Source organism: Agrobacterium sp. a22-2 (assembly GCF_012276985.1).
Taxonomy (GTDB): Bacteria; Pseudomonadota; Alphaproteobacteria; order Rhizobiales; family Rhizobiaceae; genus Allorhizobium.
In genome coordinates, this window is the sequence record NZ_JAAXMM010000009.1 from 59776 (window position 1) to 85101 (window position 25326).

The 25326-nt window shown below is 62.4% G+C and carries 20 protein-coding genes; 11 read left to right on the top strand and 9 right to left on the bottom strand.

All coding sequences use genetic code 11. From position 1 onward, the window contains the following. Window positions 1–57 precede the first annotated feature (57 nt). The gene (uvrA, locus tag HFC70_RS15125; protein WP_168474100.1) at window positions 58–2979 is read left to right on the top strand and encodes an excinuclease ABC subunit UvrA; all 2922 of its coding nucleotides are present in this window, start codon (window positions 58–60) and stop codon (window positions 2977–2979) included. A gap of 7 nt (window positions 2980–2986) precedes the next feature. On the opposite strand, the gene HFC70_RS15130 is transcribed toward uvrA, so the two are convergent. Both HFC70_RS15130 and HFC70_RS15135 read right to left on the bottom strand, forming a co-directional pair. Beyond that, entirely contained in the window at window positions 2987–3373 is a 387-nt protein-coding gene (locus HFC70_RS15130) for a type II toxin-antitoxin system VapC family toxin (RefSeq protein WP_168474101.1), read from the bottom strand. Beyond that, complete coding sequence (locus HFC70_RS15135) at window positions 3370–3642, bottom strand: type II toxin-antitoxin system Phd/YefM family antitoxin (protein WP_168474102.1); 273 nt, start codon at window positions 3640–3642, stop codon at window positions 3370–3372. The genes HFC70_RS15130 and HFC70_RS15135 overlap by 4 nt, the downstream gene beginning before the upstream one ends. Window positions 3643–3706: 64 nt before the next feature. On the opposite strand from HFC70_RS15135, the gene HFC70_RS15140 reads away from it, so the two are divergent. Continuing rightward, entirely contained in the window at window positions 3707–4507 is an 801-nt protein-coding gene (locus tag HFC70_RS15140; protein WP_168474103.1) for a DUF72 domain-containing protein, read from the top strand. 176 nt (window positions 4508–4683) lie between these two features. Then, complete coding sequence (locus HFC70_RS15145) at window positions 4684–6339, top strand: Na/Pi cotransporter family protein (RefSeq protein ID WP_168474104.1); 1656 nt, start codon at window positions 4684–4686, stop codon at window positions 6337–6339. A gap of 55 nt (window positions 6340–6394) precedes the next feature. Here HFC70_RS15145 and HFC70_RS15150 read toward each other — a convergent pair whose 3' ends face one another. Then, a complete protein-coding gene (locus tag HFC70_RS15150; protein WP_168474105.1) occupies window positions 6395–7876 on the bottom strand; it encodes an NAD(P)H-hydrate dehydratase in 1482 nt (493 codons plus the stop codon). Between the two features lie 342 nt (window positions 7877–8218). Here HFC70_RS15150 and HFC70_RS15155 point away from each other — a divergent pair, with 342 nt between their 5' ends. Together HFC70_RS15155 and glnA are read left to right on the top strand one after the other, a co-directional pair. Next, window positions 8219–8557, top strand: coding sequence for a P-II family nitrogen regulator (locus HFC70_RS15155; protein WP_006727717.1), 339 nt, complete (start codon window positions 8219–8221; stop codon window positions 8555–8557). Between the two features lie 65 nt (window positions 8558–8622). Beyond that, complete coding sequence (gene glnA, locus HFC70_RS15160; protein WP_168474106.1) at window positions 8623–10032, top strand: type I glutamate--ammonia ligase; 1410 nt, start codon at window positions 8623–8625, stop codon at window positions 10030–10032. Between the two features lie 141 nt (window positions 10033–10173). Here the strand turns inward: glnA and HFC70_RS15165 are convergent, their stop codons facing one another. Both HFC70_RS15165 and HFC70_RS15170 read right to left on the bottom strand, forming a co-directional pair. Continuing rightward, window positions 10174–11214: a TAXI family TRAP transporter solute-binding subunit gene (locus HFC70_RS15165; RefSeq protein WP_168474107.1), complete on the bottom strand. Its 1041-nt coding sequence runs from the start codon at window positions 11212–11214 to the stop codon at window positions 10174–10176. A gap of 21 nt (window positions 11215–11235) precedes the next feature. Next, complete coding sequence (locus HFC70_RS15170; protein WP_168474108.1) at window positions 11236–12216, bottom strand: hypothetical protein; 981 nt, start codon at window positions 12214–12216, stop codon at window positions 11236–11238. 192 nt (window positions 12217–12408) lie between these two features. Here HFC70_RS15170 and HFC70_RS15175 point away from each other — a divergent pair, with 192 nt between their 5' ends. Further along, entirely contained in the window at window positions 12409–13329 is a 921-nt protein-coding gene (locus tag HFC70_RS15175; RefSeq protein ID WP_168474109.1) for a DMT family transporter, read from the top strand. 82 nt (window positions 13330–13411) lie between these two features. After that, window positions 13412–13741 carry a heat shock protein HspQ gene (gene hspQ, locus HFC70_RS15180; protein WP_168474110.1) on the top strand — a complete coding sequence of 110 codons (330 nt, stop codon included), beginning with the start codon at window positions 13412–13414 and terminating at the stop codon, window positions 13739–13741. Between the two features lie 82 nt (window positions 13742–13823). Here the strand turns inward: hspQ and HFC70_RS15185 are convergent, their stop codons facing one another. Further along, window positions 13824–14453, bottom strand: a complete 630-nt coding sequence (locus HFC70_RS15185; RefSeq protein WP_168474111.1) for an invasion associated locus B family protein — start codon at window positions 14451–14453, stop codon at window positions 13824–13826. A gap of 279 nt (window positions 14454–14732) precedes the next feature. Here HFC70_RS15185 and HFC70_RS15190 point away from each other — a divergent pair, with 279 nt between their 5' ends. The 3 genes from HFC70_RS15190 to HFC70_RS15200 all read left to right on the top strand — a co-directional run bounded on the left by HFC70_RS15190 (window position 14733) and on the right by HFC70_RS15200 (window position 18449). Continuing rightward, window positions 14733–16538, top strand: a complete 1806-nt coding sequence (locus HFC70_RS15190) for an extracellular solute-binding protein (protein WP_168474112.1) — start codon at window positions 14733–14735, stop codon at window positions 16536–16538. A gap of 128 nt (window positions 16539–16666) precedes the next feature. Further along, entirely contained in the window at window positions 16667–17338 is a 672-nt protein-coding gene (locus tag HFC70_RS15195) for a DsbA family oxidoreductase (RefSeq protein ID WP_168474113.1), read from the top strand. Between the two features lie 181 nt (window positions 17339–17519). After that, on the top strand, window positions 17520–18449 hold the full coding sequence (locus HFC70_RS15200; RefSeq protein ID WP_168474297.1) for a DMT family transporter: 930 nt from the start codon (window positions 17520–17522) through the stop codon (window positions 18447–18449). A 178-nt stretch (window positions 18450–18627) separates the two neighbouring features. Here HFC70_RS15200 and mfd read toward each other — a convergent pair whose 3' ends face one another. After that, window positions 18628–22134, bottom strand: a complete 3507-nt coding sequence (gene mfd, locus HFC70_RS15205) for a transcription-repair coupling factor (RefSeq protein ID WP_168474114.1) — start codon at window positions 22132–22134, stop codon at window positions 18628–18630. After that, on the bottom strand, window positions 22134–22448 hold the full coding sequence (locus tag HFC70_RS15210; protein ID WP_168474298.1) for a succinate dehydrogenase assembly factor 2: 315 nt from the start codon (window positions 22446–22448) through the stop codon (window positions 22134–22136). The genes mfd and HFC70_RS15210 overlap by 1 nt, the downstream gene beginning before the upstream one ends. A gap of 99 nt (window positions 22449–22547) precedes the next feature. On the opposite strand from HFC70_RS15210, the gene recG reads away from it, so the two are divergent. After that, window positions 22548–24653, top strand: a complete 2106-nt coding sequence (gene recG / locus HFC70_RS15215) for an ATP-dependent DNA helicase RecG (RefSeq protein ID WP_168474115.1) — start codon at window positions 22548–22550, stop codon at window positions 24651–24653. On the opposite strand, the gene HFC70_RS15220 is transcribed toward recG, so the two are convergent. After that, window positions 24631–25317 carry a DUF502 domain-containing protein gene (locus HFC70_RS15220; RefSeq protein ID WP_168474116.1) on the bottom strand — a complete coding sequence of 229 codons (687 nt, stop codon included), beginning with the start codon at window positions 25315–25317 and terminating at the stop codon, window positions 24631–24633. The two genes, recG and HFC70_RS15220, sit on opposite strands and share 23 nt — an antisense overlap. Between the last annotated feature and the right edge of the window lie 9 nt (window positions 25318–25326).

Sequence of the window (25326 nt, forward strand, 5' to 3'; positions counted from 1 at the left end):
ACAGGGGCGTTCCCATGACTAAATAAGGACTGACCTCCTCCCAAACGAGCCTTGTCCATGAGCGAACTGAAGACCATTTCCATCCGCGGTGCCCGCGAGCATAACCTCAAGGGGATCGACCTCGATCTGCCGCGCAATTCGCTGATCGTGATGACCGGGCTGTCCGGATCCGGCAAATCGTCGCTGGCCTTCGACACGATCTATGCCGAGGGGCAGCGGCGCTATGTCGAAAGCCTGTCGGCCTATGCCCGCCAGTTTCTCGAGATGATGCAGAAACCAGATGTCGACCAGATCGACGGGTTGTCGCCGGCCATTTCGATCGAGCAGAAGACCACGTCGCGCAATCCGCGCTCGACGGTCGGCACCGTCACCGAAATCTACGACTATATGCGCCTCTTGTTTGCCCGCGTCGGTATTCCCTATTCGCCGGCCACCGGCCTGCCGATCGAGAGCCAGACCGTCAGCCAGATGGTCGACCGGATTCTGGCCTATGAGGAAGGCACGCGGCTGTTCGTCCTGGCGCCGATGATCCGCGGCCGGAAGGGCGAATACAAGAAGGAATTCGCCGACCTGATGAAAAAGGGGTTCCAGCGCGTCAAGGTCGACGGGCAGTTCTACGAGATTGCCGACGTGCCGGCGCTGGATAAGAAATACAAGCACGATATCGACGTGGTGGTCGACCGCGTCGTGGTGCGTGCCGATATCGCCTCGCGACTGGCCGACAGCCTGGAGACCTGCCTCAGGCTCGCCGACGGGCTGGCGATCGCCGAATTCGCCGACAAGCCGCTGCCGGCATCCGACACCTCGGCCGGCGGTTCGGCCAACAAGTCGCTGAACGACACCCATGAGCGGGTGATGTTTTCGGAGAAGTTCGCTTGCCCCGTCTCCGGCTTCACCATTCCGGAAATCGAGCCGCGGCTGTTTTCCTTCAACAATCCATTCGGTGCCTGCCCGTCCTGCGACGGGCTCGGCAGCCAGCAGAAGATCGACGAGGCGCTGATCGTTCCCGAAGCGGAACGGCGCATGAATGACGGGGCGATTGCGCCATGGGCGAAATCCTCGTCGCCCTATTACAACCAGACGCTCGAAGCGCTCGGCAAGGCTTTCGGCTTCAAGATGTCGAGCCGCTGGTCGGAACTGTCGGAAACCGCGCAGAACGCCATTTTGCACGGCACGGAAGACAAGATCGACTTTCATTATGCCGACGGCGCGCGCTCCTATACCACGACCAAGACGTTCGAGGGCATCGTTCCCAATCTGGAGCGGCGCTGGAAGGAAACCGACAGCGCCTGGGCGCGCGAGGAGATCGAACGCTTCATGTCGGCCGCCCCCTGCCCGGCCTGTGCCGGTTATCGGCTGAAGCCGGAGGCGCTGGCGGTCAAGATCAACGGCTTGCATATCGGCCAGGTCACCGAAATGGCGATCCGCAATGCCGGAAGCTGGTTCGAGGCCCTGCCTGCTACGCTCACCGACAAGCAGAACGAGATCGCGGTCCGGATCCTCAAGGAAATCCGCGAGCGCTTGCGCTTCCTCAACGATGTCGGGCTCGACTATCTCTCGATGTCGCGCAATTCCGGCACGCTGTCGGGCGGCGAAAGCCAGCGTATTCGACTGGCGTCGCAGATCGGCTCGGGCCTGACCGGCGTGCTCTACGTGCTCGACGAGCCGTCGATCGGCCTGCACCAGCGCGACAATGCGCGACTGCTGGAAACGCTGAAGCACCTGCGCGATATCGGCAATACGGTGATCGTCGTCGAACATGACGAAGACGCCATCATGACCGCCGATTACGTGGTCGATATCGGCCCGGCGGCCGGTATCCATGGCGGCCATGTCGTGGCCGAAGGCACGCCCGCCGAGATCATGGCCAACCCGAAATCGCTGACCGGCAAATATCTCTCCGGCGAACTGGGGGTCAGCGTGCCCGCGACACGGCGCAAGCCGAAGAAGGGCCAGCAGATCAAGGTGGTCGGGGCGCGCGGCAACAATCTGAAGAATGTCACGGCAGCCATTCCGCTCGGCGTGTTCACGGCGGTGACCGGTGTGTCGGGCGGCGGCAAGTCGACCTTCCTGATCGAGACGCTCTACAAGGCGGCGGCGCGGCGCGTCATGGGCGCGCGGGAGAATCCCGCCGAGCACGACCGCATCGACGGGTTTGAGTTCATCGACAAGGTGATCGATATCGACCAGTCGCCGATCGGCCGCACGCCGCGCTCCAACCCGGCCACCTATACCGGCGCCTTCACGCCGATCCGCGACTGGTATGCCGGCCTGCCCGAGGCAAAAACCCGCGGCTACCAGCCGGGGCGCTTCTCGTTCAACGTCAAGGGCGGCCGCTGCGAGGCCTGCCAGGGCGACGGCGTCATCAAGATCGAGATGCACTTCCTGCCCGACGTCTATGTCACCTGCGACGTCTGCCACGGCAAGCGCTACAATCGCGAGACACTGGATGTGACCTTCAAGGGCAAGTCCATCGCCGACGTGCTGGATATGACGGTCGAGGAAGGGGTCGATTTCTTCTCGGCGGTGCCGGCGGTGCGCGACAAGCTGCAGGGGCTGTTCGACGTGGGGCTCGGCTATATCAAGGTCGGCCAGCAGGCCAATACCCTGTCGGGCGGCGAGGCGCAGCGCGTCAAGCTCGCCAAGGAACTGTCGAAACGCTCGACCGGCCGCACGCTCTACATCCTCGACGAGCCGACCACCGGGCTGCATTTCCATGACGTCGCCAAGCTCCTGGAAATGCTGCAGGAACTGGTCAACCAGGGCAATTCCGTCGTGGTCATCGAGCACAATCTCGAAGTGATCAAAACAGCCGACTATATCCTCGACTTCGGCCCCGAAGGCGGCGACGGCGGCGGCGAGATCGTGGCGATGGGCACGCCCGAGCAGATCGTCAAGGAGGAGCGTTCCTATACCGGGCAGTTCCTCAAGGACCTGCTGGAGCGCCGGCCGATGAAGAAGGCGGAAGCGGCGGAGTGAACCGTCGCTACCAGAGCCTGTCGATGTCAAAGCCATCGAAGGCCCTGTCGGCGCTGATCAGGACGAGGGCGTCGAGGCTGGCTTGGGCGGCCAGAAGCCGGTCGAAAGGATCCTTGTGCTCGCCGGCCAATCGGCCGGCCAAGAGGGCGTGAGACGACGTGATGTCAAGGGTGAGAAAATTGGCTTCGTGGAGGACCGTATCGTAATTTTCGACAATCTCTCTGGCAAATTCCAGTTTTCCAATCCGGAGCTTGTTGGCAATTTCAAAGGGCGTGACAGAACTGACATAGCGGACGGCGTCTGCGTCATCGATGGCGGCTTTGGCCTTGGAACTCAGGTTTGGGTCTGCCAACACCCACCAAAGAAAGGCATGGGTGTCGATCAGGAAACTCATTCGCCATTGTCACCGGGAAAGGAGTATTTGCCTTCCCAGGCATCAAGCTCATCCTGGGACATCGGCTGGAGGAACAGATCCGACGGAATTTTGTCGCGCAGGTGCGCAAAGCGGCCATAGCCGCGAACCGGGTGTTTCGGCGATTGGATCGCCACCAGTTTCGCCACCGGTTCGTCGCCGCGCGCAATGACAATTTCCTCGCCCGCTTCGACGCGGGCGACGAGTTTGGACAGTTCGGTCTCGGCCTGGTGAAGGGTGACGATTGTCATTGTCCGCTCCATAACGTCTTTTACATTAGCCAATCGCCCAGCGCATTTCAACGGGAGGCATTTCATGACCACAGGCACAATTCGCACCGGCATCGGCGGCTGGACCTTCGAGCCCTGGGAAGGCACGTTTTATCCTGACAAACTCACCAAGAAGAAGCAGCTGGAGTTTGCCAGCCGCGAGCTGACGGCGATCGAGGTCAATGGCACCTATTATTCCAGCCAGAAGCCGGCGACCTTCGCAAAGTGGGCCTCCGAAGTGCCGGAGACTTTCGTCTTTTCGCTGAAGGCCAGTCGTTATGTGACGAACCGCAAGGTGCTGGCCGAGGCCGGCGACAGCATGGCAAAGTTTCTTGGCCAGGGGCTGACGGAACTGGGCGATCACCTGGGGCCTATCCTCTGGCAGTTCATGGGCACCAAGAAGTTCGAGCCGGAGGATTTCGAGGCCTTTTTGGCCCTGCTGCCGAAAAGCCAGGACGGTATCCCGCTCAGCCATGTGGTCGAGCCGCGGCATGCCTCGTTCTGCGTGCCCGAGTTCATCGACATGCTGGCGAAATACAATGTGGCGGCGGTGTGCGCCGACCATCACGACTATCCGATGTTTGCCGATGTGACGGCGGATTTCGTCTATGCCCGCCTGCAGAAGGGCAGCGACGATGTCGCCAGCTGCTATCCGAAAGATGATATCAACGCCTGGGCGAAACGCTTCAAGACCTATGCGTCTGGCGGCGTGCCGGACGATCTGCCACTGATCGCCCCTGCCCGCAAGGCAGAGGCAAAACCGCGCGATGTCTTTGCCTTCTTCATCACCGGCGGCAAGGTCAATGCGCCGAACGGCGCGCGGTTGCTGCAGAAATCTGTCGGATAAGTTGCAGCCGCCTTCCCTTTGATACAGCCGCAAGTCGGCAAATTGTGACAATGGCGATTCTGGGATATCCTGAGTCGTGTCTCTGCCTGCATCGCCATCGGATTTGCCGGAGTTTCCCTGCCATTATCAATGGAGATCGCGGCTCTCGCCGCGTTCGTCCGCAGACCGGAATTTTCATGTCAGGCATTGTCGTTTTCATCAATCTCGCCGGTGCGGTGGCGCTGCTCCTCTGGGCGACGCGCATGGTGCGAACCGGGATCGAGCGCGCCTACGGCAATGTCCTGAAGGAAAAGCTGCGGCTGGCGGTGGGCAACCGGATCACCGCGGCGCTGGCCGGCTTTTTCTTCGCCGTCGCCCTGCAGAGTGCGACCGCTGTCGCCCTGATCATTTCGTCCTTCGTGGCCGGCGGTTACGTGTCCTCGGCGATCGGCATTGCCACGCTTTTAGGCGCCGATCTCGGCTCGGCCTTCGTGGTGCGCATCCTGCGCCATGACCTGTCGCTGCTGATCCCGGTTCTGCTGCTGATGGGCACGATCGCCTTTCGGGCCTCCGAGGCGCGCGACCTGCGGCAAGCAGGCCGCATTCTGTTTGGGCTTGGCCTGCTGCTGCTGTCACTGCGGCTGATCGGCGAGGCCTCCGATCCCTTGCGCTCAAGCGAGATCCTGCCGCTGATCTTCAATTACCTGGCGCGCGACTGGATAACCGCCTTCCTGCTGGCCGCCTTGCTCGCCTGGGCCTTTCATTCCAGCGTCGCCACCATCCTGCTGTTTGCCTCGCTGGCCGATCGCGCCTTGTTGCCCGGCGCCCTGATCATCCCCATGGTGCTCGGCGCCAATTTCGGCGCGGCGGTGATCGGCGCCATGCTGACGAAAAATGCCGAGACCAGCGCCCGCATCGTGCCGCTCGGCAATGTCGCCATTCGCGGCTTCGGAACGCTGGTGGCGCTGGGTCTGCAATTTACCTTCGACCTTTCGCCGGCGCTGTTTGCCGACAAGCCGGGCGACGCCGTGGTGCTGGTCCACCTGGCGATCAACGCCGCCGTGCTCCTGCTGGGGCTGCCATTCTGCGGTCTCGTGGCAAAGGTGCTGGAAAGCCTGCTGGCAGCGCCCGCGCCGGTCAACCATGTCGCGGACAAGGACGAGCGTCTGTCTTCGCTGAACACAGCCGATCTTGCCCATCCCCGACAGGCGATCAGCAATGCGACACGCGAAGTGCTGGCGGTCTGCGAAAAGACCGAGATCATGCTGAACTGGATCTTCGAGCTCTACGAGACCTATGACCAAGCCAAGATGCAGAAGATCGCCAAGCTGGATGACGAGATCGACCATATCCACCGCGACATCAAATTCTATCTGGCCCGCATCTCCCAGAGCGAGCTGGACGAGGCGTCGGCCGCCCAGTGTCAGACCCTGCTCAGCACGACAATCAAGATCGAGCAGGCGGCCGATATCATTTCCCAGAACATGCTGACCCGGGCCGCCAAGAAGCACGACCGCAAGACGGTGTTTTCCGGCGAAGGCTGGAGCGAGTTGACCGCCATGCACAACGAGGTGGTGAAGAATGCCCACCTCGCCTTCAACCTGCTGGTCAATCCCGATGTGGAGCATGCCCGCCAGCTGGTGGCGCGCAAGGAGGCCGTGCGCAACCTGGTGCGGCTCAGCGAAGAGCAGCATCTGCAAAGGCTGCGGGCCGGCAATGTCGCCAGCTTCGAATCCAGCTCGCTGCATATCGACACGATGCGCGACCTCAAGGAAATCAACTCGCTGGTGGTGTCGATCGGTTATCCGCTGCTCGAAGGCGAAGGCATGCTCCGCCGCAGCCGGCTGTTATAGAATGCTTCTGTTTTCTTGCGCAGGTCCCGCGTCGCCTCCGATGATCGCTTGAGCGCTACAGAGCCGAAAACGGCTTGCCGGCGGCAGCCAGATCCTCGGCGGTCAGGCCCTCGCCGGCCTGCCGGGCGGCCTCGCCGTGCAGCCAGACGCCGGCTGCGGCCGCCTCGAAAGCCGGCACGCCCTGGGCCAGCAGCCCGCCGATCATGCCGGCCAGAACGTCGCCGGAGCCGGCGGTGGCAAGCCATGGCGGGGCATTGTCGTTGATCAGGGCGCGACCGTCGGGGGCCGCGATCACCGTATCGGCGCCCTTATAGACGATGACCGCATGGGCGCGGGCCGCGGCGGCCTGGGCCTTGTCGACCTTGCCGAGGGAGGTGTCGGCGGCCAGATCGGGAAACAGCCGCGCAAACTCGCCCTCGTGCGGCGTCAGCACCAGACGGGTGTCGCCGCCGGCAAAGGCAACAAACAACGACTGCGGATCCTCCTTGAAGGCCGTGATGCCGTCCGCGTCGAGAACCAGCAGGCGATCCTTCAGGGCCAAGGCAAAATCGCGCGCCTTGACGCCGACGCCGAAGCCCGGACCAAGCACGAAGGCGCCGCGGCGGCCATCCTGCAAATAGGCCTGGAGATCGGGGAGATCATCGACCGGTTTGACCATGACCGCGGTCGTCTGGGCGGCATTGGCGGCCATCGCCTCGTCCGGCGAGGCCAGCGTCACCAGTCCGGCGCCGACGCGCAGGCCCGAAATTGCCGATAGCCGTGCGGCGCCGGTGGCGGCGGATCCGCCGGAAAAGACGGTCAGGTGGCCGCGGCGGTATTTGTGGCTATCGCTCGCAGCCTTGGGGAGCTTGTCGGTCCAGACGCCGGGATGGTTCAGCGTGATGTCTCCGGCATGGGCCTCCACGAGGCGAGCGGGAATGCCGATATCGTAGACCTCGATCGGGCCGCAGAGATCGCGGCCGGGCAGCAGAAGATGGCCCGGCTTGCGGGTCATGAAGGTCACGGTGTGGGTGGCGCGGAACGCGGCACCCCGAACCATGCCGGTGCGCCCGTCGAGACCCGACGGCAGGTCGACGGCGATGACCGGCAGGCCCGCCGTCGCAACACGCTCGACAAGATCCGCTATGGCGGAAGGCACATCGCGGGCAAGTCCGGCACCGAAGACCGCGTCGAGCACCACATCTCCCTGAAGCGGTTGATACGCCTCGACCGGATGGCCGGTCAGGCCGCAGCGCATGTGGGCCTTTTGCGCATCCCCTGTCAGGCGGGCAGCATCGCCAAGGTGATGGAGGACCACGGTGGCGCCGCAGGAAGCCAGCGCGGTGGCCGCCACATAGCCGTCACCGCCATTGTTGCCCGGTCCGCACAGAACCACGAAACGCCGCGCGCCGGGATAAAGCCGCAAGGCTGCAGCCGCCACTGCCTCGCCGGCCTTGATCATCAATCCGAACGAATCGAGGCCGGAGGCCGCCGCGGCGGCATCCACGGCAGCCATGGCGTCAGGGGTCAGCAATAGCATGGGAAGCTCTGGTTTCATGCCGACACTAAACGCAAATTCCTGCGGGAAGACAACGGTTGAAATCACGAGACTTCAGGGCATATTTTATGCATTTGCCTATATTTAATACAGTAAAACCCGGCACCTGTGCAGGCGATCCGAAGGAATTGTGAACGGATTGGCAGATGCACCCCGGCTTCACAAAAATTAGGCAAATGGCTCTAGCCTTTTGCATGGGTTTCAGCGAGATTGCGTGGGGACGCGGAGTTTTTTGCATATTTCTCGCATTTCGCGGACCAAATTGGCACGTTACGTGCATCATTGCAGGGCGAGCGGGGTAGAAATCCTGCCATAATGAGGGAAGCGGAGAGAAATTTTCTCATGAAAAAGATCGAAGCGATCATCAAGCCTTTCAAGCTCGACGAAGTGAAGGAAGCTCTTCAGGAGGTCGGCTTGCAGGGTATAACGGTCACAGAAGCCAAGGGCTTCGGCCGTCAGAAGGGTCACACGGAACTTTACCGCGGCGCGGAATATGTCGTGGACTTTCTGCCGAAGGTTAAAGTTGAAGTCGTGCTGGCTGACGAGAATGTGGAAGCCGTTATCGACGCTATTCGCAACGCCGCCCAAACCGGCCGCATCGGAGACGGAAAGATTTTCGTGTCCAACGTGGAGGAAGTCGTTCGAATCCGCACCGGCGAAACAGGCATAGATGCCATCTAGTTGACTCTGGTTCCGCAACCGGAACCGGGTTCCCACATCGTCATCTCACTCAAGGAATACGATAAATGACGACCGCAAATGATATTCTCAAGCAGATCAAGGACAACGACGTCAAGTTCGTCGACCTGCGCTTTACGGACCCGAAGGGCAAGCTGCAGCACGTCACGATGGACATTTCCTGTGTCGACGACGACATGTTCGCCGATGGCGTGATGTTCGACGGTTCCTCGATCGCTGGCTGGAAGGCGATCAATGAATCCGACATGGTGCTGATGCCGGACCCCGACACCGTCCACATGGACCCGTTCTTCGCCCAGTCGACCATGGTCATCCTGTGCGACATTCTCGACCCGATCTCGGGCGAGAGCTACAACCGCGATCCGCGCGGCACCGCCAAGAAAGCCGAAGCCTATCTGAAGGCGTCGGGCATCGGCGATACGGTCTTCGTCGGCCCGGAGCCGGAATTCTTCGTCTTCGACGACGTCAAGTACAAGGCCGACCCCTACAACACGGGTTTCAAGCTCGATTCCAGCGAATTGCCGTCGAATGACGACATGGACTACGAGACCGGCAACCTCGGCCACCGCCCGCGCGTCAAGGGTGGCTATTTCCCGGTTCCGCCGATCGACAGCTGCCAGGACATGCGCTCCGAAATGCTGACCGTCCTGTCGGAAATGGGCGTCACGGTTGAAAAGCAGCACCACGAAGTGGCCGCTGCCCAGCACGAACTCGGCGTCAAGTTCGACACGCTGGTGCGCAATGCCGACAAGATGCAGATCTACAAGTATGTCGTGCATCAGGTTGCCAATGCCTATGGCAAGACGGCGACCTTCATGCCCAAGCCTATCTTCGGTGACAACGGTTCTGGCATGCACGTGCACCAGTCGATCTGGAAGGACGGCAAGCCGACGTTTGCCGGCGACGAATATGCCGGCCTGTCGGAAACCTGCCTCTACTATATCGGCGGCATCATCAAGCATGCCAAGGCGATCAATGCCTTCACCAACCCGACGACGAACTCCTACAAGCGTCTCGTTCCGGGTTATGAAGCACCGGTTCTGCTGGCCTATTCGGCCCGCAACCGTTCGGCCTCGTGCCGCATTCCGTTCGGCTCCAATCCGAAGGCAAAGCGCGTCGAAGTTCGCTTCCCCGATCCGACCCAGAACCCGTATCTGGGCTTTGCCGCCATGCTGATGGCCGGCCTCGACGGCATCAAGAACAAGATCCATCCCGGCAAGCCGATGGACAAGGATCTCTACGACCTGCCGCCGAAGGAGCTGAAGAAGATCCCGACCGTCTGCGGTAGTTTGCGCGAAGCGCTGGAAAGCCTCGACAAGGACCGCAAGTTCCTGACCGCCGGCGGCGTGTTCGACGACGACCAGATCGATAGCTTCATCGAACTGAAGATGCAGGAAGTCATGCGCTACGACATGACCCCGCATCCGGTCGAATTCGACATGTACTATTCGGCCTGATCGGCCAACCGGCAGGGGCTCATTTACGGCCCTCGGCTAAGACCGAAAAACCGGCAGGAGCTTGATGGCTCCTGCCGGTTCTTTTTTGCGCGATTGACGCCGCAAAGCATTAGATATTTCTGATTTATTGGGACGTTACCGTCACTTCTTCAGGCGCTGCTTGAGCAGATTGAGATATTCCTCGTTGGCGTCGGTCGAAGCCGGCGGTGTGGCGGGAGCCGTACAGGTCGGCTTGTAGTCGACAGCCAGCCCAACCTTCACGCAACTGCCGACCTGCCAGCCCGGCGGCAGCGCGGTCAGATCGACGGATTTCCATTTCGGATGGCCTGTTTCTTCGAGCTCCGTGAGGCCGTTGAGGATCAGGCTCGAGAAATCGGACACCGTCTTGCAGCTGTCGCGGTGATAGGCGTTTTTCTTCGGATCGTAGTCATAGGTCATCAGCACGGCCTTGACGGCGACGAGGTCGACCGGCTGGTCCATGAAGGAATAGGTGCCGGCCGGGATATTGGCAGCATTGTAGGTGGCCAGCAGCGGCGCATCGGTAATCGGCAGCAGATGAAACTTTTCCTTGTCGATCTCGGCATTGGCAAACAGCGCCGCCGGCGCACCGGCCACATAGAAAAAGGCATCGATCTCGCCGGCAAGCAGCTTCGGAAGCGCCTGGTCGGGATTGTCGGGCAGGCGTTCCACCGAGCCGATCTGCAGGATATCGAGCATCAGGGAAGCGGTCAGAAAGGTGCCGCTGTCCTTCTTGCCGACGGCGACCTTCTTGCCCTGCAGATCCTTCAGCGAAACGATGTCCTTGCGCGCCAGCACATGGACTTCCTCGTTGTAGAGAGGAAACATGATGCGCACGCCGCGCACGGCCTGCTGCACGTCCGGATCGTTGGCCTCATAGGTCTTCAGATATTCCAGCACGTCGCTCTGCACGATGCCGAACTGGGTGTTGCGGCGATTGCGCACGCCGACGAAGTTTTCCAGCGATCCCGCACTTTCAACGACATTCAGCGTCTGGCCGCAGGCCTTGCCGAGATTGGCGATATCGCGTCCGAAGCGGATATAGGTGCCGCTCGGGCCGCCGGTCATGATGTTGCGCTCGAATTCCGCGGCCATGGCGGTCAGAGGCACTAGACAGAGGGCGATGACGGCCAGCAGCAGTCGTTTTGCTATTCTAGAGATCATGGTCGCCTCTCCCGGCATTGGCTAACATTTGCTCTTCAGGTCACGCATCAGGTTGCGCAGCGTGATCACCGGCACGCGGTCGAACACGGCCTCCAGGCCGGCAGTGACGCATTGACCGGAAATCAGCATGGATTTCAGCCGATCGTAGTCCGCTTTTGACAGGCGCTCGACACCCGGCGTGTTGTTCAGCGCCTCGATGACCACCTTATCCTGGCGGCGCTTGCGATCCAGCGGAACGGGTGGCCGCTCGCGTCCCGGCTCGGCCGTCGTGTCTCGCGGAGGCTCGGTCGTCGTGTCGCGCGCCGCGGCCAGTTGTCTTTCGAGCGAGGCCATCCTTTTATCGGCGGCCGTCAATTGGTTCTGCAGATCCGCATTGGCCGATTCCAGGGCGGCAGCGTGCTCTTCGGCACGCGCCAGACGGTCGCGCAGGCGCGGCAGTTCGATGTTCGTCAGACGGATCAGCTCCTCCCGGTCGGCGCCGTCGGTTTGCCTGAGTTGCGTCGAAAGCTCCGCGACTCTCTGCTCAAGGACGACGGTTCTGGTCTCTGCCGATGTCAGGGCTTTTTCCTGAGCGGCGAGCGTAGCCTGCAGATCGCGGCGCTCGCTGGCAAGCGCTGCCAGACGCTTCTCATGGGCGTCTGCTTCCTTCTGCTGGGCAGCGCTTGCGGCCGACAGGCTTTCGCTCAGCCGGTCGAGTTCGCGGGTGCGCTCCGCCAGTCTGTCCTGCAGGTCGGCCACGGTGCTGTTGCCGTTCGACGCGCTGGCGCTCAGATCGGCCAGATCGGCCTTTGCCTGGTCCAGCTGCTTTTGCAGGTCGGCCTTTTCAGTGCTGAGCTGCTGCAATGCTTCGGTCTTGTCCTGGCCGCTGAGCCGCACGGCGCCGTAGCCGCCGCCCGCGCCGACGACGAGGCTTGCAAGAACGGCGACGATCAAGCCCATGGACGATCCGCTGCCACCGGCATTCGACGGTTGTTGATCCCTGCCCCAGTTGTTGTTGCTCACGGTCGCTCCTGCCATTGCTTCGTATCATCCCTCACCGTGAGGTAGCGCGAATTATCGGCAGGCGCAAGGAAACGGCGGATCGAGCATCAGCAGTGCTTGCGCCGGCGGCAGGGGGCGATAAGGTTCGCAGATGTTTGCCATATGCCCGAGGGCATCCTTCATTTCGTCACGCAATCCGGATCGGTTCATTTGATGAGTAACAATGGTGGCGCGCCGCGGCCGCTGGACTGGGCGCTGTATTTTCTCGCCCCGGTCTTCTTCTCCAGCAATTTGATCTTCGGACGGGGCATCACCGGCGAGATCGGCCCCTATACCACGGCGCTGATCCGCTGGGCCGGTGCGGCGCTGATCATTTCACCCTTCGTGATCGCCGACCGCAAGGCTGCCCTTGCCTTCGTTCGCCACCATACCGGTCTCTGGCTGCTGCTCGGATTTCTGGGCATGGGCATTTGCGGCGGCGTGGTCTATTGGGCGCTGACCCGGACCACCGCGTCGAATGCAACGCTGATCTACACGACATCGTCGCTGTTCATCATCCTGTTCCAGCGGGTCTTCCAGGGCCGGCCGCTGGCCGCGCGCGAACTGGCCGGTATGACGATCGCCTTTGCCGGGGTGGCCGTCATCGTGCTGAAGGGCGATCTGATGGCCGTGCTGCATTTCCGCTTCAATGTCGGCGATCTCGGCATTCTGGTCGCGGCCATCGCCTTTGCCATCTATTCGATGCTGCTGCGTCATCCAGCGACCGGCCGCGTCAAGCCGCTGGCGATGTTCGGGCTGCTGTCGCTCTCCGGTGCCCTGCTGCTGCAACCGCCTGCCCTCATCGAGTGGACGGCCGGGGCACCGCGGCCCGACAGCCTGGACGACTGGATCAAGCTCGGCGGGATCATCCTGTTTGCCTCGCTAGCGGCCTTCTACTGTTTCCAGCATGCGGTGCGCGTCTTCGGCCCGGCGCTGGCCGGGATCACGCTTTACCTGATGCCGCCGATCTCGATCGTCATGGCGGTCGTCTTCCTGGGCGAGCGGTTCGAACCCTATCACGCGGCAGGAATCGTGCTTGTCATGGGCGGCGTGATCCTGGCCTCTGCACCCATCCCGTGGAAGCGCCGCACCTGACGGGAATCATCACACTCAGCCTTGCAGCCCTTGATGTTGGCCAAGGTCTTTCCCAAATATAGCAAGGAAAGGAAATCGAACCATGAAACAAAGCAGCGCAAAATTTGGAATTGGCGAAGTCGTACGCCACAAGCTTTTTCCGTTCCGCGGCGTCGTGTTTGATGTCGATCCGGAATTTGCCAATACGGAAGAGTGGTGGAACTCGATTCCCGCAGATGTTCGTCCCGACAAGGACCAGCCGTTCTATCATCTCCTGGCCGAAAACTCGGAGACGGAATATGTGGCCTATGTCTCGGAACAGAACCTGGAACATGACGGCAGCGGCGAGCCGCTGAGAAATCCGCATGTCCAGCAGATCTTCGTCGAGGAACAGGCCGGCCGCTACAGGCCCAAGGCCAATTTCACCCACTAACGACTGTCAGCTGACCCTATGCAAAAAAGGCCCGGAGCAATCCGGGCCTTTTCTCGTGAAACCTTGACGTTGAAGGGGCCGGTTATTGGCCTTCCTTGGCCGCCTTCTGAGCGTCTTCCAGAGCCTTCTTGCTCTCTTCGTTCTTCTTCTGCATGGCTTCTTCCAGAAGACGCTGACGTTCCTGCGCCTGGTTCTGGGTGATGGCCTCGCCGTCGTAGATGCCGGTGAAGCCTTCCAGCGACAGCTTGATCGGGTTCGGCGCACGGCGGAAGTTGATCGAAGTGAAGACCACTTCGCCGCCCTTCTTGAGAGCCGCGATCATGGCATCGGTCATCGGGATTTCAGCGGTGCAGCGATCCGGGAAGCAGACGGCGTAGTCGATCTTCTGGCCCTTGCCGCCGTCGATCTGCATCATGACACCAGGCGGGATCAGACGGGCCGACGGAACCGAAACCTGCATGAGCTTGCGGTTGATCTTGCCCTCGATCGAGATCAGGCCGACGGCGATGATCATCTGGCGGTTCTGCGCGACCTGGATGTTCTGCACGGTGCAGATGTCATTGTCTTCCTGCTTGGAGCAGGTCTTGAACCAGCCCTGCGGCGGCGCATCCGGTGCGGCGGCCTGCTGCGCATGGGCGGCGCCGGAAGCGGCGATGGTGAAGGCGAGTGCGGACATGGCCGCGCGCGCTGATCTGGCTTTTTTGAACATCATAACGAAATCCGTCTCCTGAAATCCACTGTCGAACCGCGGTTCCGATCCGAGATTGCTTGGCCCCTTTGCCCACCCCCTGTGGTTCAAATAAGGCAAATAGATGACCTCGGTCTATGGGCCATCCTGTTACATTGCGGCGTCCGGAATATCCAGCACTTCTTTTGGTTCCATTTCTTAGAAAGGCCGCGAATATGGGTTATTTGACCCTCACTGTGTTGGTTTTAAGGAGGTTCATGATAATTTGCGCGCGAATCTGCAGTCTCCTCGAAAGGATCTGATGTGCGGCGTCTTCTCTTGAGCCTCCTGTTCTTGCCCCTCTGCAGCCTTGCCCAGGCCGAGCCGGTGCACGGCATCGCCATGCATGGCGAAGCGGCGCTGCCAGCCGATTTCACGCATTTCCCTTACGTCGATCCGGACGTCAAGAAAGGTGGCAACATCGCTTATGGCGTGGTCGGCACCTTCGATGCGCTGAACCCGTTCGTCCTGAAGGGTATGCGCACCACCGCGCGCGGCATGTGGGACCCGGAATACGGCAACCTGTTTTATGAGACGCTGATGCAGCGCTCCAGCGACGAGCCCTTTTCGCTTTATGGCCTCTTGGCCGAAAGCGTCGAATGGGACGATGCCCGCTCCTTCGTGCAGTTCAACCTCAACCCGAAAGCCCGCTGGCATGACGGCCAGCCGGTGACGCCCGAGGACGTGATCTTCTCCTTCAACCTGCTGCAGGAAAAGGGGCGTCCGCCGTATAACCGCCGTCTGACCGTCGTCGACAAGCTGGAGAAGGTTGGCGAGCATAGCGTGCGCTTCACCTTCAACGACAAGGCCAACCGCGAGACGCCGCTCATCCTGGCGATGGGCTCGCCGATCCTGCCGAAACACGCGATCGATCCCGAGACGTTCGAGCAGACGTCGCTGGCGGTTCCGGTTGGATCCGGTCCCTACAAAATCAAGTCGATCAGCCCGGGCGAGAAGATCGTCTACGCCCGCGATCCCGATTACTGGGGCAAGGATATTCCGACCAAGGTCGGCTTCGACAATTACGACGAGATTTCCGTCACCTATTTCCTGCAGGACAGCACGCTGTTCGAGGCCTTCAAGAAGGGCGATGTCGATATCTATCCAGAAGGTGACGCGAGCCACTGGACGCGGGCCTATGATTTTCCGGCAGCGAAAAGCGGCGACGTGGTGCGCGAAACCTTCCAGCCTGGCCTGCCCTCGGGCATGCTCGGCTTCGTCTTCAACCTGCGCCGGCCGATCTTTGCCGACGAGACCGTGCGCGAGGCCCTGACGCTGGCGCTCGATTTCGAGTGGATGAACAAGAACATGTTCGGCGGCGCCTTCAAGCGCACCCAGAGCTACTGGCAGAATTCCAAGCTCGGCGCCTATGGCAATCCGGCCGACCAACGCGAACTGGCCCTGCTTGGCCCCGCCAAGGACCGCATCGATCCTGCTATCCTCGCCGGCACCTATCAGATGCCGGTGGCCGATGGCAGCGGCGCCGACCGCAAGATCCTGCGCGAAAGCGTCGGGCTTCTGGCCAAGGCCGGCTACACGATCAAGGGCGGCAAGATGGTGGATGGCGCCGGCAAGCCGCTCGCCTTCGAGGTGATGACGCAGACCCCTAGCCAGGAAAAGATGGCGCTCGCCTATCAGCGGGCGCTGGCGCTGATCGGCATCGGCATGTCGATCCGCACGGTGGACGATGCCCAGTACCAGGCGCGCTCCAACAGCTTCGACTATGACGTGATCATCAAGGCCTATCCGTCGTCGCTGTCCCCGGGCGCCGAACAGGTGCAGCGCTGGCACAGTTCCTCGCGCGACAACCAAGGCAGTTTCAACTATGCCGGCGTCGCCGATCCGGATATCGACCGGATGATCGACGCGCTGGTCAATGCACGCAGCGACGAGGATTTCCAGGCCTCCGTGCGTGCTTTGGACCGCCTGCTGGTCAATGGCCATTACGTGGTGCCGCTCTACCATATCGGCGAGCAGTGGGTGGCCCGCTGGACACGGATCGGCCGGCCGGAGACGACCCCGCTCTACGGCTATCAACTGCCGGTCTGGTTCGACACGCGGGCGCAGTGATCGGCCGGTTGCAGGCTCTCTCCCCGGCGGTTCCCTTTTGGTAACCGGTTGAACTGATGCACCATTGCTCTTAAGTGGCGGGAGTTCGCTCACCCGCTGCCGCGCCCGGCCAGGAAAGGAAGACCCCCATGAAGCACATCACCATCGACCTCGTCTCCGATGTGGTTTGCCCCTGGTGCTATCTCGGCAAGGCGCGCCTCGACCTTGCCGTGGCCGAGATCCAGGACGAGATCGGCGTGGACATCAACTGGCGCCCTTATCAGCTCAATCCCGACTACCCGCCGGAAGGCGTCGATCACCAGGTGGCGCTGGCGGCAAAGCTCGGCGGCAAGGGTAACATGGACCGCGCCCATGCGCAGCTGAAACAGCTGGGCGCCGAGGTCGGCATTGCCTTCGATTTCGAGGCGATCAAGGTCGGACCGAACACGCTCGACGCGCACCGGCTGCTGCATTGGGCCGCCACCGAAGGCCGCGAGATCCAGAACAGGGTGGCAGCCGCCCTGTTCAAGGCCAATTTCGAAGAAGGCCGCAATGTCGGCGACCCCGCTGTATTGCTGGACATTGCCGAGACGAGTGGGCTCGAGCGTCCGGTGATTGCAACGCTTCTGGCCGGCGATGCCGACAAGGACTTGGTGCGCGGCGAAATCGATGCGGCACGGCAGATGGGCGTCAATGGTGTGCCCTTCTTTATCGTGGACCAGCAATATGCCGTCAGCGGCGCGCAGCCGACCGAGGTGCTGGTCAATGCCTTCCGCGAAATTGCCGCGGCCAAAGCCGAGGAATTGCAGAAACTCAATTGACGGAGACGGACTTCACTCCTAAAGCGTATCGCGATCTTTCAGATTCGCTCCTTACGCTTTTATCTCTTTGTTTTATTGCATGTCGTTGTCCCGAAACCGGTGGCCACTTTCGGGACAACGACATGCTTTAAGCACGACGGTCTCCCGCCTTCTCCCAGGATGTGCTGCCTTGTCTCCCGATATGACCCTTAAGGGTGTTCTGCTGGCCTTCGCGGCCTTCCTTGCCTATTCCATCAGCGACGCGGCCGTGAAAATGATCGACGGTCGCATCAGCCCTATCGAATCAGCCTTCTTCGGCGCCTGTTTCGGCATTGCCGCCCTACCCTTCCTGCTCAAGCGCACCGACCGTTGGGTCGACGTGGTCAAGACCACCAACCGGCCGCTCTGGCTGTTGCGGTTCTTCTCCAGCGGCGCCGGATCGATCGGCAGCGTCACGGCCTTTACCCATCTGTCGATGGCCGAGGCCTTCTGCCTGATCTTCCTGCTGCCTTCTTTCGTCACCATCATGTCGGTGGTGTTCCTGAAGGAACAGGTCGGGATCCGGCGCTGGAGTGCGGTGATCATCGGCTTCATCGGCGTTCTGGTCGTGCTCAGGCCCGGTTTCCGCGAGTTGTCGATCGGCCATGTCGGGGCGGTGTTTGCCGGCCTGTCGGGCGCGATGTCGATCGTCATCTTCCGCGCCATCGGCCCGTCGGAAAAGAATATCTCGCTCTATGGCGCCGGCCTGCTCGGCACGCTGCTGCTCTGTGGCGTCGCCATGCTGCCGTCCTTCGTGCCGCCAAGCGGCGAGGAATGGCTGATGCTGGCCGGCTACGGTCTGCTGGGGGCGCTCGGCAGCGTGCTGCTGATGTATGCCGCCTTCTATGCGCCGGCCGCCGTGCTCGGGCCGACGCAATATAGCCAGATGCTGTGGGGCATCCTGCTCGGCTACCTGTTCTTCAACGATATCGTCGACATGCCGATGCTGGTCGGCATGGCACTGATCGTCGGCTCGGGCCTTCTGACCATCCTGCGCGAACGCACCCGCGGCGTCGCCCTGCCACCGCCGCTCGCCGCCGCCGACAGCCAGGCGGCTCTGGCAGGCAAGCCGGAAGATGAGAGCGCGGGCTGAGGCGCGCGGCTGGGTCGCCGACAAGAGTCACATATCCTGAATAGGTTCGCCTAATCTTGCTGTATGTCACATAAGCGGGACGTCTGCTGCCTGTCTTCTCCCCAGCGGGGAGAAGAGGGAGACCTACCGCCGCCGATCGTTCCGGTCTTAAACTGTCCCGATCGCTATAGTCCCGCCATCAAGGCAGGCGGGCGAGTTCCGCCAGCTGCGTCATAACCACGGCCGCGCCCTGTAGCCGCTTTTCCGGCGTCGGCAGGTCGCGGGTCAGGAAGACGCTGTGGTCGCTGCGGATTTTTGCCATCGAGCCCTGCTTGGCGATATAGCCTACAAGGGCAGCCGGGTTGGGGAATTCGCGGTGACGGAACTGCACGACGACGCCCTTGGGACCCGCTTCCAGCTTCTCGACATTGGCCTTGCGGCACAGCGCCTTGATGTAGACGACCTTCAGCAGATGCTGGACCTCGACCGGCATGGCGCCGAAGCGGTCGATCATCTCGGCGCCGAAGGCGTCGATATCGTTGAGGTCGGTGATTTCGCCGAGGCGGCGATAGAGGCCGAGGCGCAGGTGCAGGTCGGGCACATAGTCGTCGGGGATCATCACCGATGTGCCGACCTGGATCTGCGGCGACCAGCCGGTGTCGCGCACCTCGTCATCGCCCTTGACCTCGGCGACCGCCTCTTCGAGCATCTGCTGGTAAAGCTCGAAGCCGACTTCCTTGATATGGCCGGACTGTTCTTCGCCAAGCAGATTGCCGGCGCCGCGGATATCGAGGTCGTGGCTGGCGAGCTGGAAGCCGGCGCCGAGCGTGTCGAGCGACTGCAGCACCTTCAGGCGGCGCTCGGCCGTGGTGGTCAGCACCTTGTTGACCGGTAGCGTCAGAAGCGCGAAGGCGCGCACCTTGGAGCGGCCGACGCGGCCGCGCAGCTGGTAGAGCTGGGCGAGACCAAACATGTCGGCGCGATGCACGATCAGCGTATTGGCGGTCGGCACGTCGAGGCCGGATTCGACGATGGTGGTCGACAGCAGAACGTCATAGCTGCCGTCGTAGAAGGCATTCATGATGTCTTCCAGCTCGCCGGCCGGCATCTGGCCGTGGGCCACGGCGACCTTCAGCTCCGGTACATCGGATTGCAAAAACGCCTGGATATCGGCGAGATCGGCGAGCCGCGGGCAGACGTAAAAACTCTGGCCGCCGCGATAATGCTCACGCATCAGCGTCTCGCGGATCACCAGGGGATCGAAGGGCGAGATGAAGGTGCGCACCGCCATGCGGTCGACGGGCGGCGTGGTGATCAGCGACAGTTCGCGCACGCCGGTCATGGCGAGCTGCAGGGTGCGCGGGATCGGCGTGGCAGACAGGGTCAGCACATGCACGTCGGACTTCAGCTCCTTCAGGCGCTCCTTGTGCTTGACGCCGAAATGCTGCTCCTCGTCGATGATCAGCAGGCCGAGATTGGCAAAGGAAATGCCGGCGCCGAGCAGCGCATGGGTGCCGACGACGATATCGGTCTTGCCTTCGGCCACTTCCTTCTTGGTCAGCGCCAGTTCCTTGGAGCCAACCAGGCGCGAGGCCTGGGCGATGCGGACGGGTAGCCCGCGGAAGCGCTCGGTAAAGGTCTTGAAATGCTGGCGAGCGAGCAGCGTGGTCGGCACGACGACGGCCACCTGGATGCCGTTCATGGCGGCGACAAAGGCGGCGCGCAGCGCCACTTCGGTCTTGCCGAAGCCGACGTCGCCGCAGATCAGCCGGTCCATCGGCCGGCCAGCGGAGAGGTCACCGCGCACGGCCTCAATGGCGTTCATCTGGTCTTCCGTCTCGTCATAGGGGAAACGGGCGGCGAATTCGTCGTAGAGGCCTTCCTGGGTGGCCAGAACCGGTGCCGAGCGCATCATCCGCTCGGCGGCAATGCGGATCAGGCCGCCGGCCATGTCGAGCAGGCGTTTCTTGAGCTTCGCCTTGCGCATCTGCCAGGCGCCGCCGCCGAGCTTGTCGAGCTGCGCGTCGCTGTTTTCCGAGCCGTAGCGCGACAAGAGCTCGATATTCTCGACCGGCAGGAAGAGCTTTGCCTCGTCGGCATACATCAGCTCGAGGCAGGCATGCTGGCCGCCGGCCGCCTGAATGGTGCGCAGGCCGATGAACCGGCCGATGCCGTGTTCGGCATGCACGACGATGGAGTTTTCATCGAGGCCGGCCACCTCAGAGATGAAATCGGCGGCGCGCTTGCGGCGCTTGGAACGGCGCACCATGCGGTCGCCGAGAATGTCCTGTTCGCCGACGATCACCAGATCGCCCGCCTCGAAGCCTGCCTCGAGGCTGAGCACCGCGGTGGCGGCCTGCCCCTTCTTCAGCGTGTCGAGATCCGCAAACGAGGCGACCGGCTTCAGCCGCTCCAGACCATGTTCGTTCAGCACCTGCAGCAGGCGGTCGAGCGAGCCTTCCGACCAGCCGCAGATCAGCACGCGCGCGCCGGCGGCGCGTTTTTCGGCGATATATTTGACCGCCTGGTCGAAGACGTTGCGGCGGCCTTCGTCGGCGCTCTCGGTGGCGTTCTTGGCCCAACGCGGGCCGGAACGCGCCTGGATCTCGATGACCTTTCGGGTCTCGCCGTCATGTTCGGCAAAGGGCGTCAGCCGCAGCGGATTGACCGCATCGAGCGCCTTGCCGAATTCGGCAGCGCCGAGATAGAGATGCTCCGGCGGCACGGGCTTGTAGGGCGTGCCCTGGCTGAGGTGGCCCTTGCCGGGAGTGGCGGAGTTGAGGCGCGCTTCATAGTAGTCGCGCACCAGCTTGGCGCGTTCCTGGGCGGCCTCGCGCACAGTATGATCGGTGACGATCATAAAGCCGTTCAAATAGTCGAAGACCGTCTCCAGCCCGTCGTAGAACATCGGCAGCCAGTGTTCCATGCCGGCATAGCGTCGGCCTTCGGAGACGGCGGCATAAAGCGCGTCGTCGCGGGTCGTGGCGCCGAACAGCGACAGGTAGTTTTTACGAAAACGCCCGATGGTTTCCGGCGTCAGGGTCACCTCGCTCATCGGGTTCAAGTCGAGCGAGCGGGCCTGGCCGGTGGTGCGCTGGCTGGCCGGATCGAAATAGCGGATGCTTTCCAGCGTATCGCCGAAAAAGTCTAGCCGCACCGGCTCTTCGGAGCCGGGTACGAAGACATCGAGAATGCCGCCGCGCACCGCGAACTCGCCGACCTCGCGCACGGTCGCCACCCGGTCGAAACCGTTGCGCTCCAGCCGTGCGGCAATATCGTCCATGCGGACCTGATTGCCGGGCCGGGCGGAAAAGGCCAGGCTCTCGATGATCTCGGCCGGTGCCAGGCGCTGCAGCAGGGCATTGACGGTGACCAGCACGATGCCGGCATGAGGCTTTTTGGCATGGGCAATCAGCCCGGTCAGGGCGGCAAGACGGCGGGCCGAGACATCGGCGCTGGGCGACACCCGGTCATAGGGCAGGCAATCCCAGGCGGGCAGCGTCAGGACCGGGATTTCGGGTGCCGCAAAGGACAGCATCTGCTCGATATCGGCCATGCGCTGGCCATCCGACAGCACATAGGCGACGGGCCGCCCCTGGCGGGCGAGATCCGCCAGCAGGAAGGCGTCCATGCCGTCGGGCACATTTGCGAGCGTCAGCGCGGCGTCAGTCCGCGCGATTGTCTTGGCGTCGAAGAAGGATGTCATCAGGCCTTACCGAGTGCCTCGACCGTGACCGGGGAAAAATCCGGCTTGTAGGAGGCGATACGTGCAAAAAGTGGGGTGCGGAAGCGTTCCGGCAAGGGGTCGGCGCCGGTAATCCAGCGCACCAGGTCGTTGTCTTCCTCGGCCATGATCACTTCCAGCTCGTCGAGGTCGGCGTCCGACAGGCCGGCAAGCTCGGCTTCGGAAAATTCGCCGAGTACCAGGTCCATTTCGCGGATGCCGCGATGCCAACAGCGAAACAGGATACGCTTGCGGCGGGGATCCAGATCGGAACTGCTACGGGTCAATCCAGTCATTGCCATGCCACCTTCCTGTTGATGCGCCTCTATAACGCTTCACTCCCGCCTTGTCAGCCTTGCCAAGAGCGTAATTCTCGTCGCATTTTGCCAGCCATCATGCGTCCCACCCTGCTCGATCCCCTGTTCTCGCCCATCGCGTCCTTGTCCGGCGTCGGGCCGAAGCTTGCGCAATTGCTGGCAAGTCTCTTGGGGCGCGAGGATGCCGAGGATTGCCGGGTCATCGATCTCCTGTTCGTGGCGCCGCACCGGCTGATCGACCGGCGCAACCAGCCGGGCATTGCGCTGGCCCAGCAGGGCGCCATCGTCACCGTCACCGGACGGGTCGACCGCCACCAGCCGCCGCCGCGCGGCAAGAGCAACCTGCCCTATCGGGTTTTCCTGCATGACGAGACCGGCGAACTGGCGCTGACCTTCTTCCGCGCCAAGGCAAACTGGCTGGAAAACGCCCTGCCGATCGACGAGACGGTCATGGTGTCGGGCAAGGTCGACTGGTTCAACGGCCGGCCGTCGATGGTCCATCCCGATTACATGGTAAAGGCGAGCGAAGCGGGCAACCTGCCGATGGTCGAGCCGGTCTATCCGCTGACGGCAGGCCTGTCGCCCAAAGTGCTGCGCAAGGCCATCGAACACGCCGTGGAGCGGGTGCCGGAGTTTGCCGAATGGATCGACGGGCCGCTGGTCGAGCGTCAGGGCTTTCCCAGCGCCCGCGACAGCCTGATCGGGCTGCATCACCCGCGCGACGAGATGGATATCGACCCGCAGGCGCCGGTGCGGCGCCGACTTGCCTATGACGAATTCCTAGCCGGGCAACTGTCGCTGGCGCTGGTGCGCCAGAAGCTGCGCAAGGTGGCAGGCACGCCCGTCAGAGCCACGGGCACCCTATCGGCCCAGATTCTGGCCGCCCTGCCCTTTTCGCCGACCGCCAGCCAGGCAGCGGCCGTGGCCGATATCCTGAAGGACATGGCAAGCGACCAGCGCATGCTGCGGCTGCTGCAGGGCGATGTCGGCGCGGGCAAGACGCTGGTGGCGCTGCTCGCCATGGCAGCCGTCATCGAAAGCGGCGGCCAGGCGGTGCTGATGGCGCCGACCGAGATTCTGGCCCGCCAGCACCATGCAACGATCTCGACCTATGCGGCGGCGGCCGGCATCACGGTCGAGGTGCTGACCGGGCGCACCAAGGGCCGCGAGCGCGAGGCGATTACCGAGCGCATTGCCTCTGGCCAGGCGCAGATCGTCATCGGCACCCATGCGCTGTTCCAGGACTCGGTCACCTACCACAACCTGATGCTGGCCGTGGTCGACGAGCAGCATCGGTTCGGCGTGCATCAGCGGTTGCGACTGACGGCCAAGGGCATCTCGCCGCATATGCTTGTGATGACCGCGACGCCCATTCCCCGCACCCTGGTGCTGGCCGCCTTCGGCGACATGGACGTGTCGAAGCTCACGGAAAAGCCGGCCGGCCGCAAGCCGATCCAGACGGTGACGGTGCCGAGCGAACGCACCGGCGAGATCGTCGAGCGGCTGCGGGCTGCCGTCGCCGATGGCAAGAAGGCCTATTGGATCTGCCCGCTGGTGGAAGAATCCGATGTCTCCGACCTGATGTCGGCGGAAGAACGCCACGCGGTGCTGACCCAGGCGATCGGACCGTCTGTCGGGCTGGTGCATGGCCGGATGAGCGGCCCGGAAAAGGATGCCGCGATGATGGCGTTCAAGACTGGCGAGACGCGGTTGCTGGTCGCCACGACCGTGGTCGAGGTCGGCGTCGACGTGCCGGATGCGACGATCATGGTGATCGAGCATGCCGAGCGCTTCGGCCTGGCCCAGCTGCACCAGCTGCGCGGCCGGGTCGGGCGCGGCGCCGATGCCTCGACCTGCATCCTGCTCTACAAGGGACCGCTCAGCGAGACCGGCCGGGCGCGGCTGTCGATCCTGCGCGACAGCGAGGACGGTTTTCTGATCGCCGAGGAGGACCTGAAACTGCGCGGCGAAGGCGAGCTGCTCGGCACACGGCAATCGGGCACGCCGGGCTTCCGCATTGCCAGCCTCGAGGCCCATGGCGATCTGCTGGAAATCGCCCGCAAGGATGCCGCCTATCTGCTTGAGCGCGATCCCGACCTGATGTCGGAGCGCGGCCAAGCCATGCGCGTCCTGCTCTACCTGCACCGTCGCGACGAGGCGATCAGGTTTCTGCGGGCGGGATAGGGGGAGCCGCAGCCTGCGGCAGCTTGTAATTCGGCACGATCAATCCGCCTGAAATCAGCAGCTTGGCGCCCTCTTCCGGGGTCATGTCCAGCAGTTTCAGCTTGTGGCGCGGCACGAACATCAGGAAGCCGGCGGTCGGCACCGGGGTCGGCGGCAGGAAGACGGCGACCATTTCCTGGCCATCCTCATTGAGCCGCGCCGCGATCTCGCCGGTGGCATCGGTGGCGATGAACACCAGAACCCACATTCCGGGGCTGGGGAACTCGACAAGCCCGACCTTCTTGAAGGACGAGGACTGGTCTTTCAATACCGATTCGAAGATCTGCTTCAAACTCTTGTAGAGCGTACGCACCAGCGGCATGCGGTGAAAGATCTGCTCGCCGAAGGTGACGATCGAGCGGCCGATCAGGTTCTTGCCGAGAAAGCCGATGGCCGTGATGGTGACCACTGCAATCAGCAGGCCGAAACCGGGCACCGCGAACTTCAGATAGCTTTCGGGATTGTAGCGATCGGGAATGTAGGGTTTCACCCAGCTGTCGGCCCAGCGGATAAAGGACCAGGTCAGCCAGATGGTGATGGCGATCGGCGCGCAAATAATCAATCCCGTCAGGAAATTGTTCCGGAGGCGCGTCGCCACGGAGATTTTCTCTGGGCTGTCGTTCATCGTACCGCC

Bases quoted from the DNA above. Each gene is read 5' to 3' on its own strand.
- uvrA (WP_168474100.1), top strand. From the start codon at position 58: ATGAGCGAACTGAAGACCATTTCCATCCGCGGTGCCCGCGAGCATAAC.
- HFC70_RS15130 (WP_168474101.1), bottom strand. From the start codon at position 3,373: ATGAGTTTCCTGATCGACACCCATGCCTTTCTTTGGTGGGTGTTGGCA.
- HFC70_RS15135 (WP_168474102.1), bottom strand. From the start codon at position 3,642: ATGACAATCGTCACCCTTCACCAGGCCGAGACCGAACTGTCCAAACTC.
- HFC70_RS15140 (WP_168474103.1), top strand. From the start codon at position 3,707: ATGACCACAGGCACAATTCGCACCGGCATCGGCGGCTGGACCTTCGAG.
- HFC70_RS15145 (WP_168474104.1), top strand. From the start codon at position 4,684: ATGTCAGGCATTGTCGTTTTCATCAATCTCGCCGGTGCGGTGGCGCTG.
- HFC70_RS15150 (WP_168474105.1), bottom strand. From the start codon at position 7,876: ATGAAACCAGAGCTTCCCATGCTATTGCTGACCCCTGACGCCATGGCT.
- HFC70_RS15155 (WP_006727717.1), top strand. From the start codon at position 8,219: ATGAAAAAGATCGAAGCGATCATCAAGCCTTTCAAGCTCGACGAAGTG.
- glnA (WP_168474106.1), top strand. From the start codon at position 8,623: ATGACGACCGCAAATGATATTCTCAAGCAGATCAAGGACAACGACGTC.
- HFC70_RS15165 (WP_168474107.1), bottom strand. From the start codon at position 11,214: ATGATCTCTAGAATAGCAAAACGACTGCTGCTGGCCGTCATCGCCCTC.
- HFC70_RS15175 (WP_168474109.1), top strand. From the start codon at position 12,409: ATGAGTAACAATGGTGGCGCGCCGCGGCCGCTGGACTGGGCGCTGTAT.
- hspQ (WP_168474110.1), top strand. From the start codon at position 13,412: ATGAAACAAAGCAGCGCAAAATTTGGAATTGGCGAAGTCGTACGCCAC.
- HFC70_RS15185 (WP_168474111.1), bottom strand. From the start codon at position 14,453: ATGATGTTCAAAAAAGCCAGATCAGCGCGCGCGGCCATGTCCGCACTC.
- HFC70_RS15195 (WP_168474113.1), top strand. From the start codon at position 16,667: ATGAAGCACATCACCATCGACCTCGTCTCCGATGTGGTTTGCCCCTGG.
- HFC70_RS15200 (WP_168474297.1), top strand. From the start codon at position 17,520: ATGACCCTTAAGGGTGTTCTGCTGGCCTTCGCGGCCTTCCTTGCCTAT.
- mfd (WP_168474114.1), bottom strand. From the start codon at position 22,134: ATGACATCCTTCTTCGACGCCAAGACAATCGCGCGGACTGACGCCGCG.
- HFC70_RS15210 (WP_168474298.1), bottom strand. From the start codon at position 22,448: ATGACTGGATTGACCCGTAGCAGTTCCGATCTGGATCCCCGCCGCAAG.
- recG (WP_168474115.1), top strand. From the start codon at position 22,548: ATGCGTCCCACCCTGCTCGATCCCCTGTTCTCGCCCATCGCGTCCTTG.
- HFC70_RS15220 (WP_168474116.1), bottom strand. From the start codon at position 25,317: ATGAACGACAGCCCAGAGAAAATCTCCGTGGCGACGCGCCTCCGGAAC.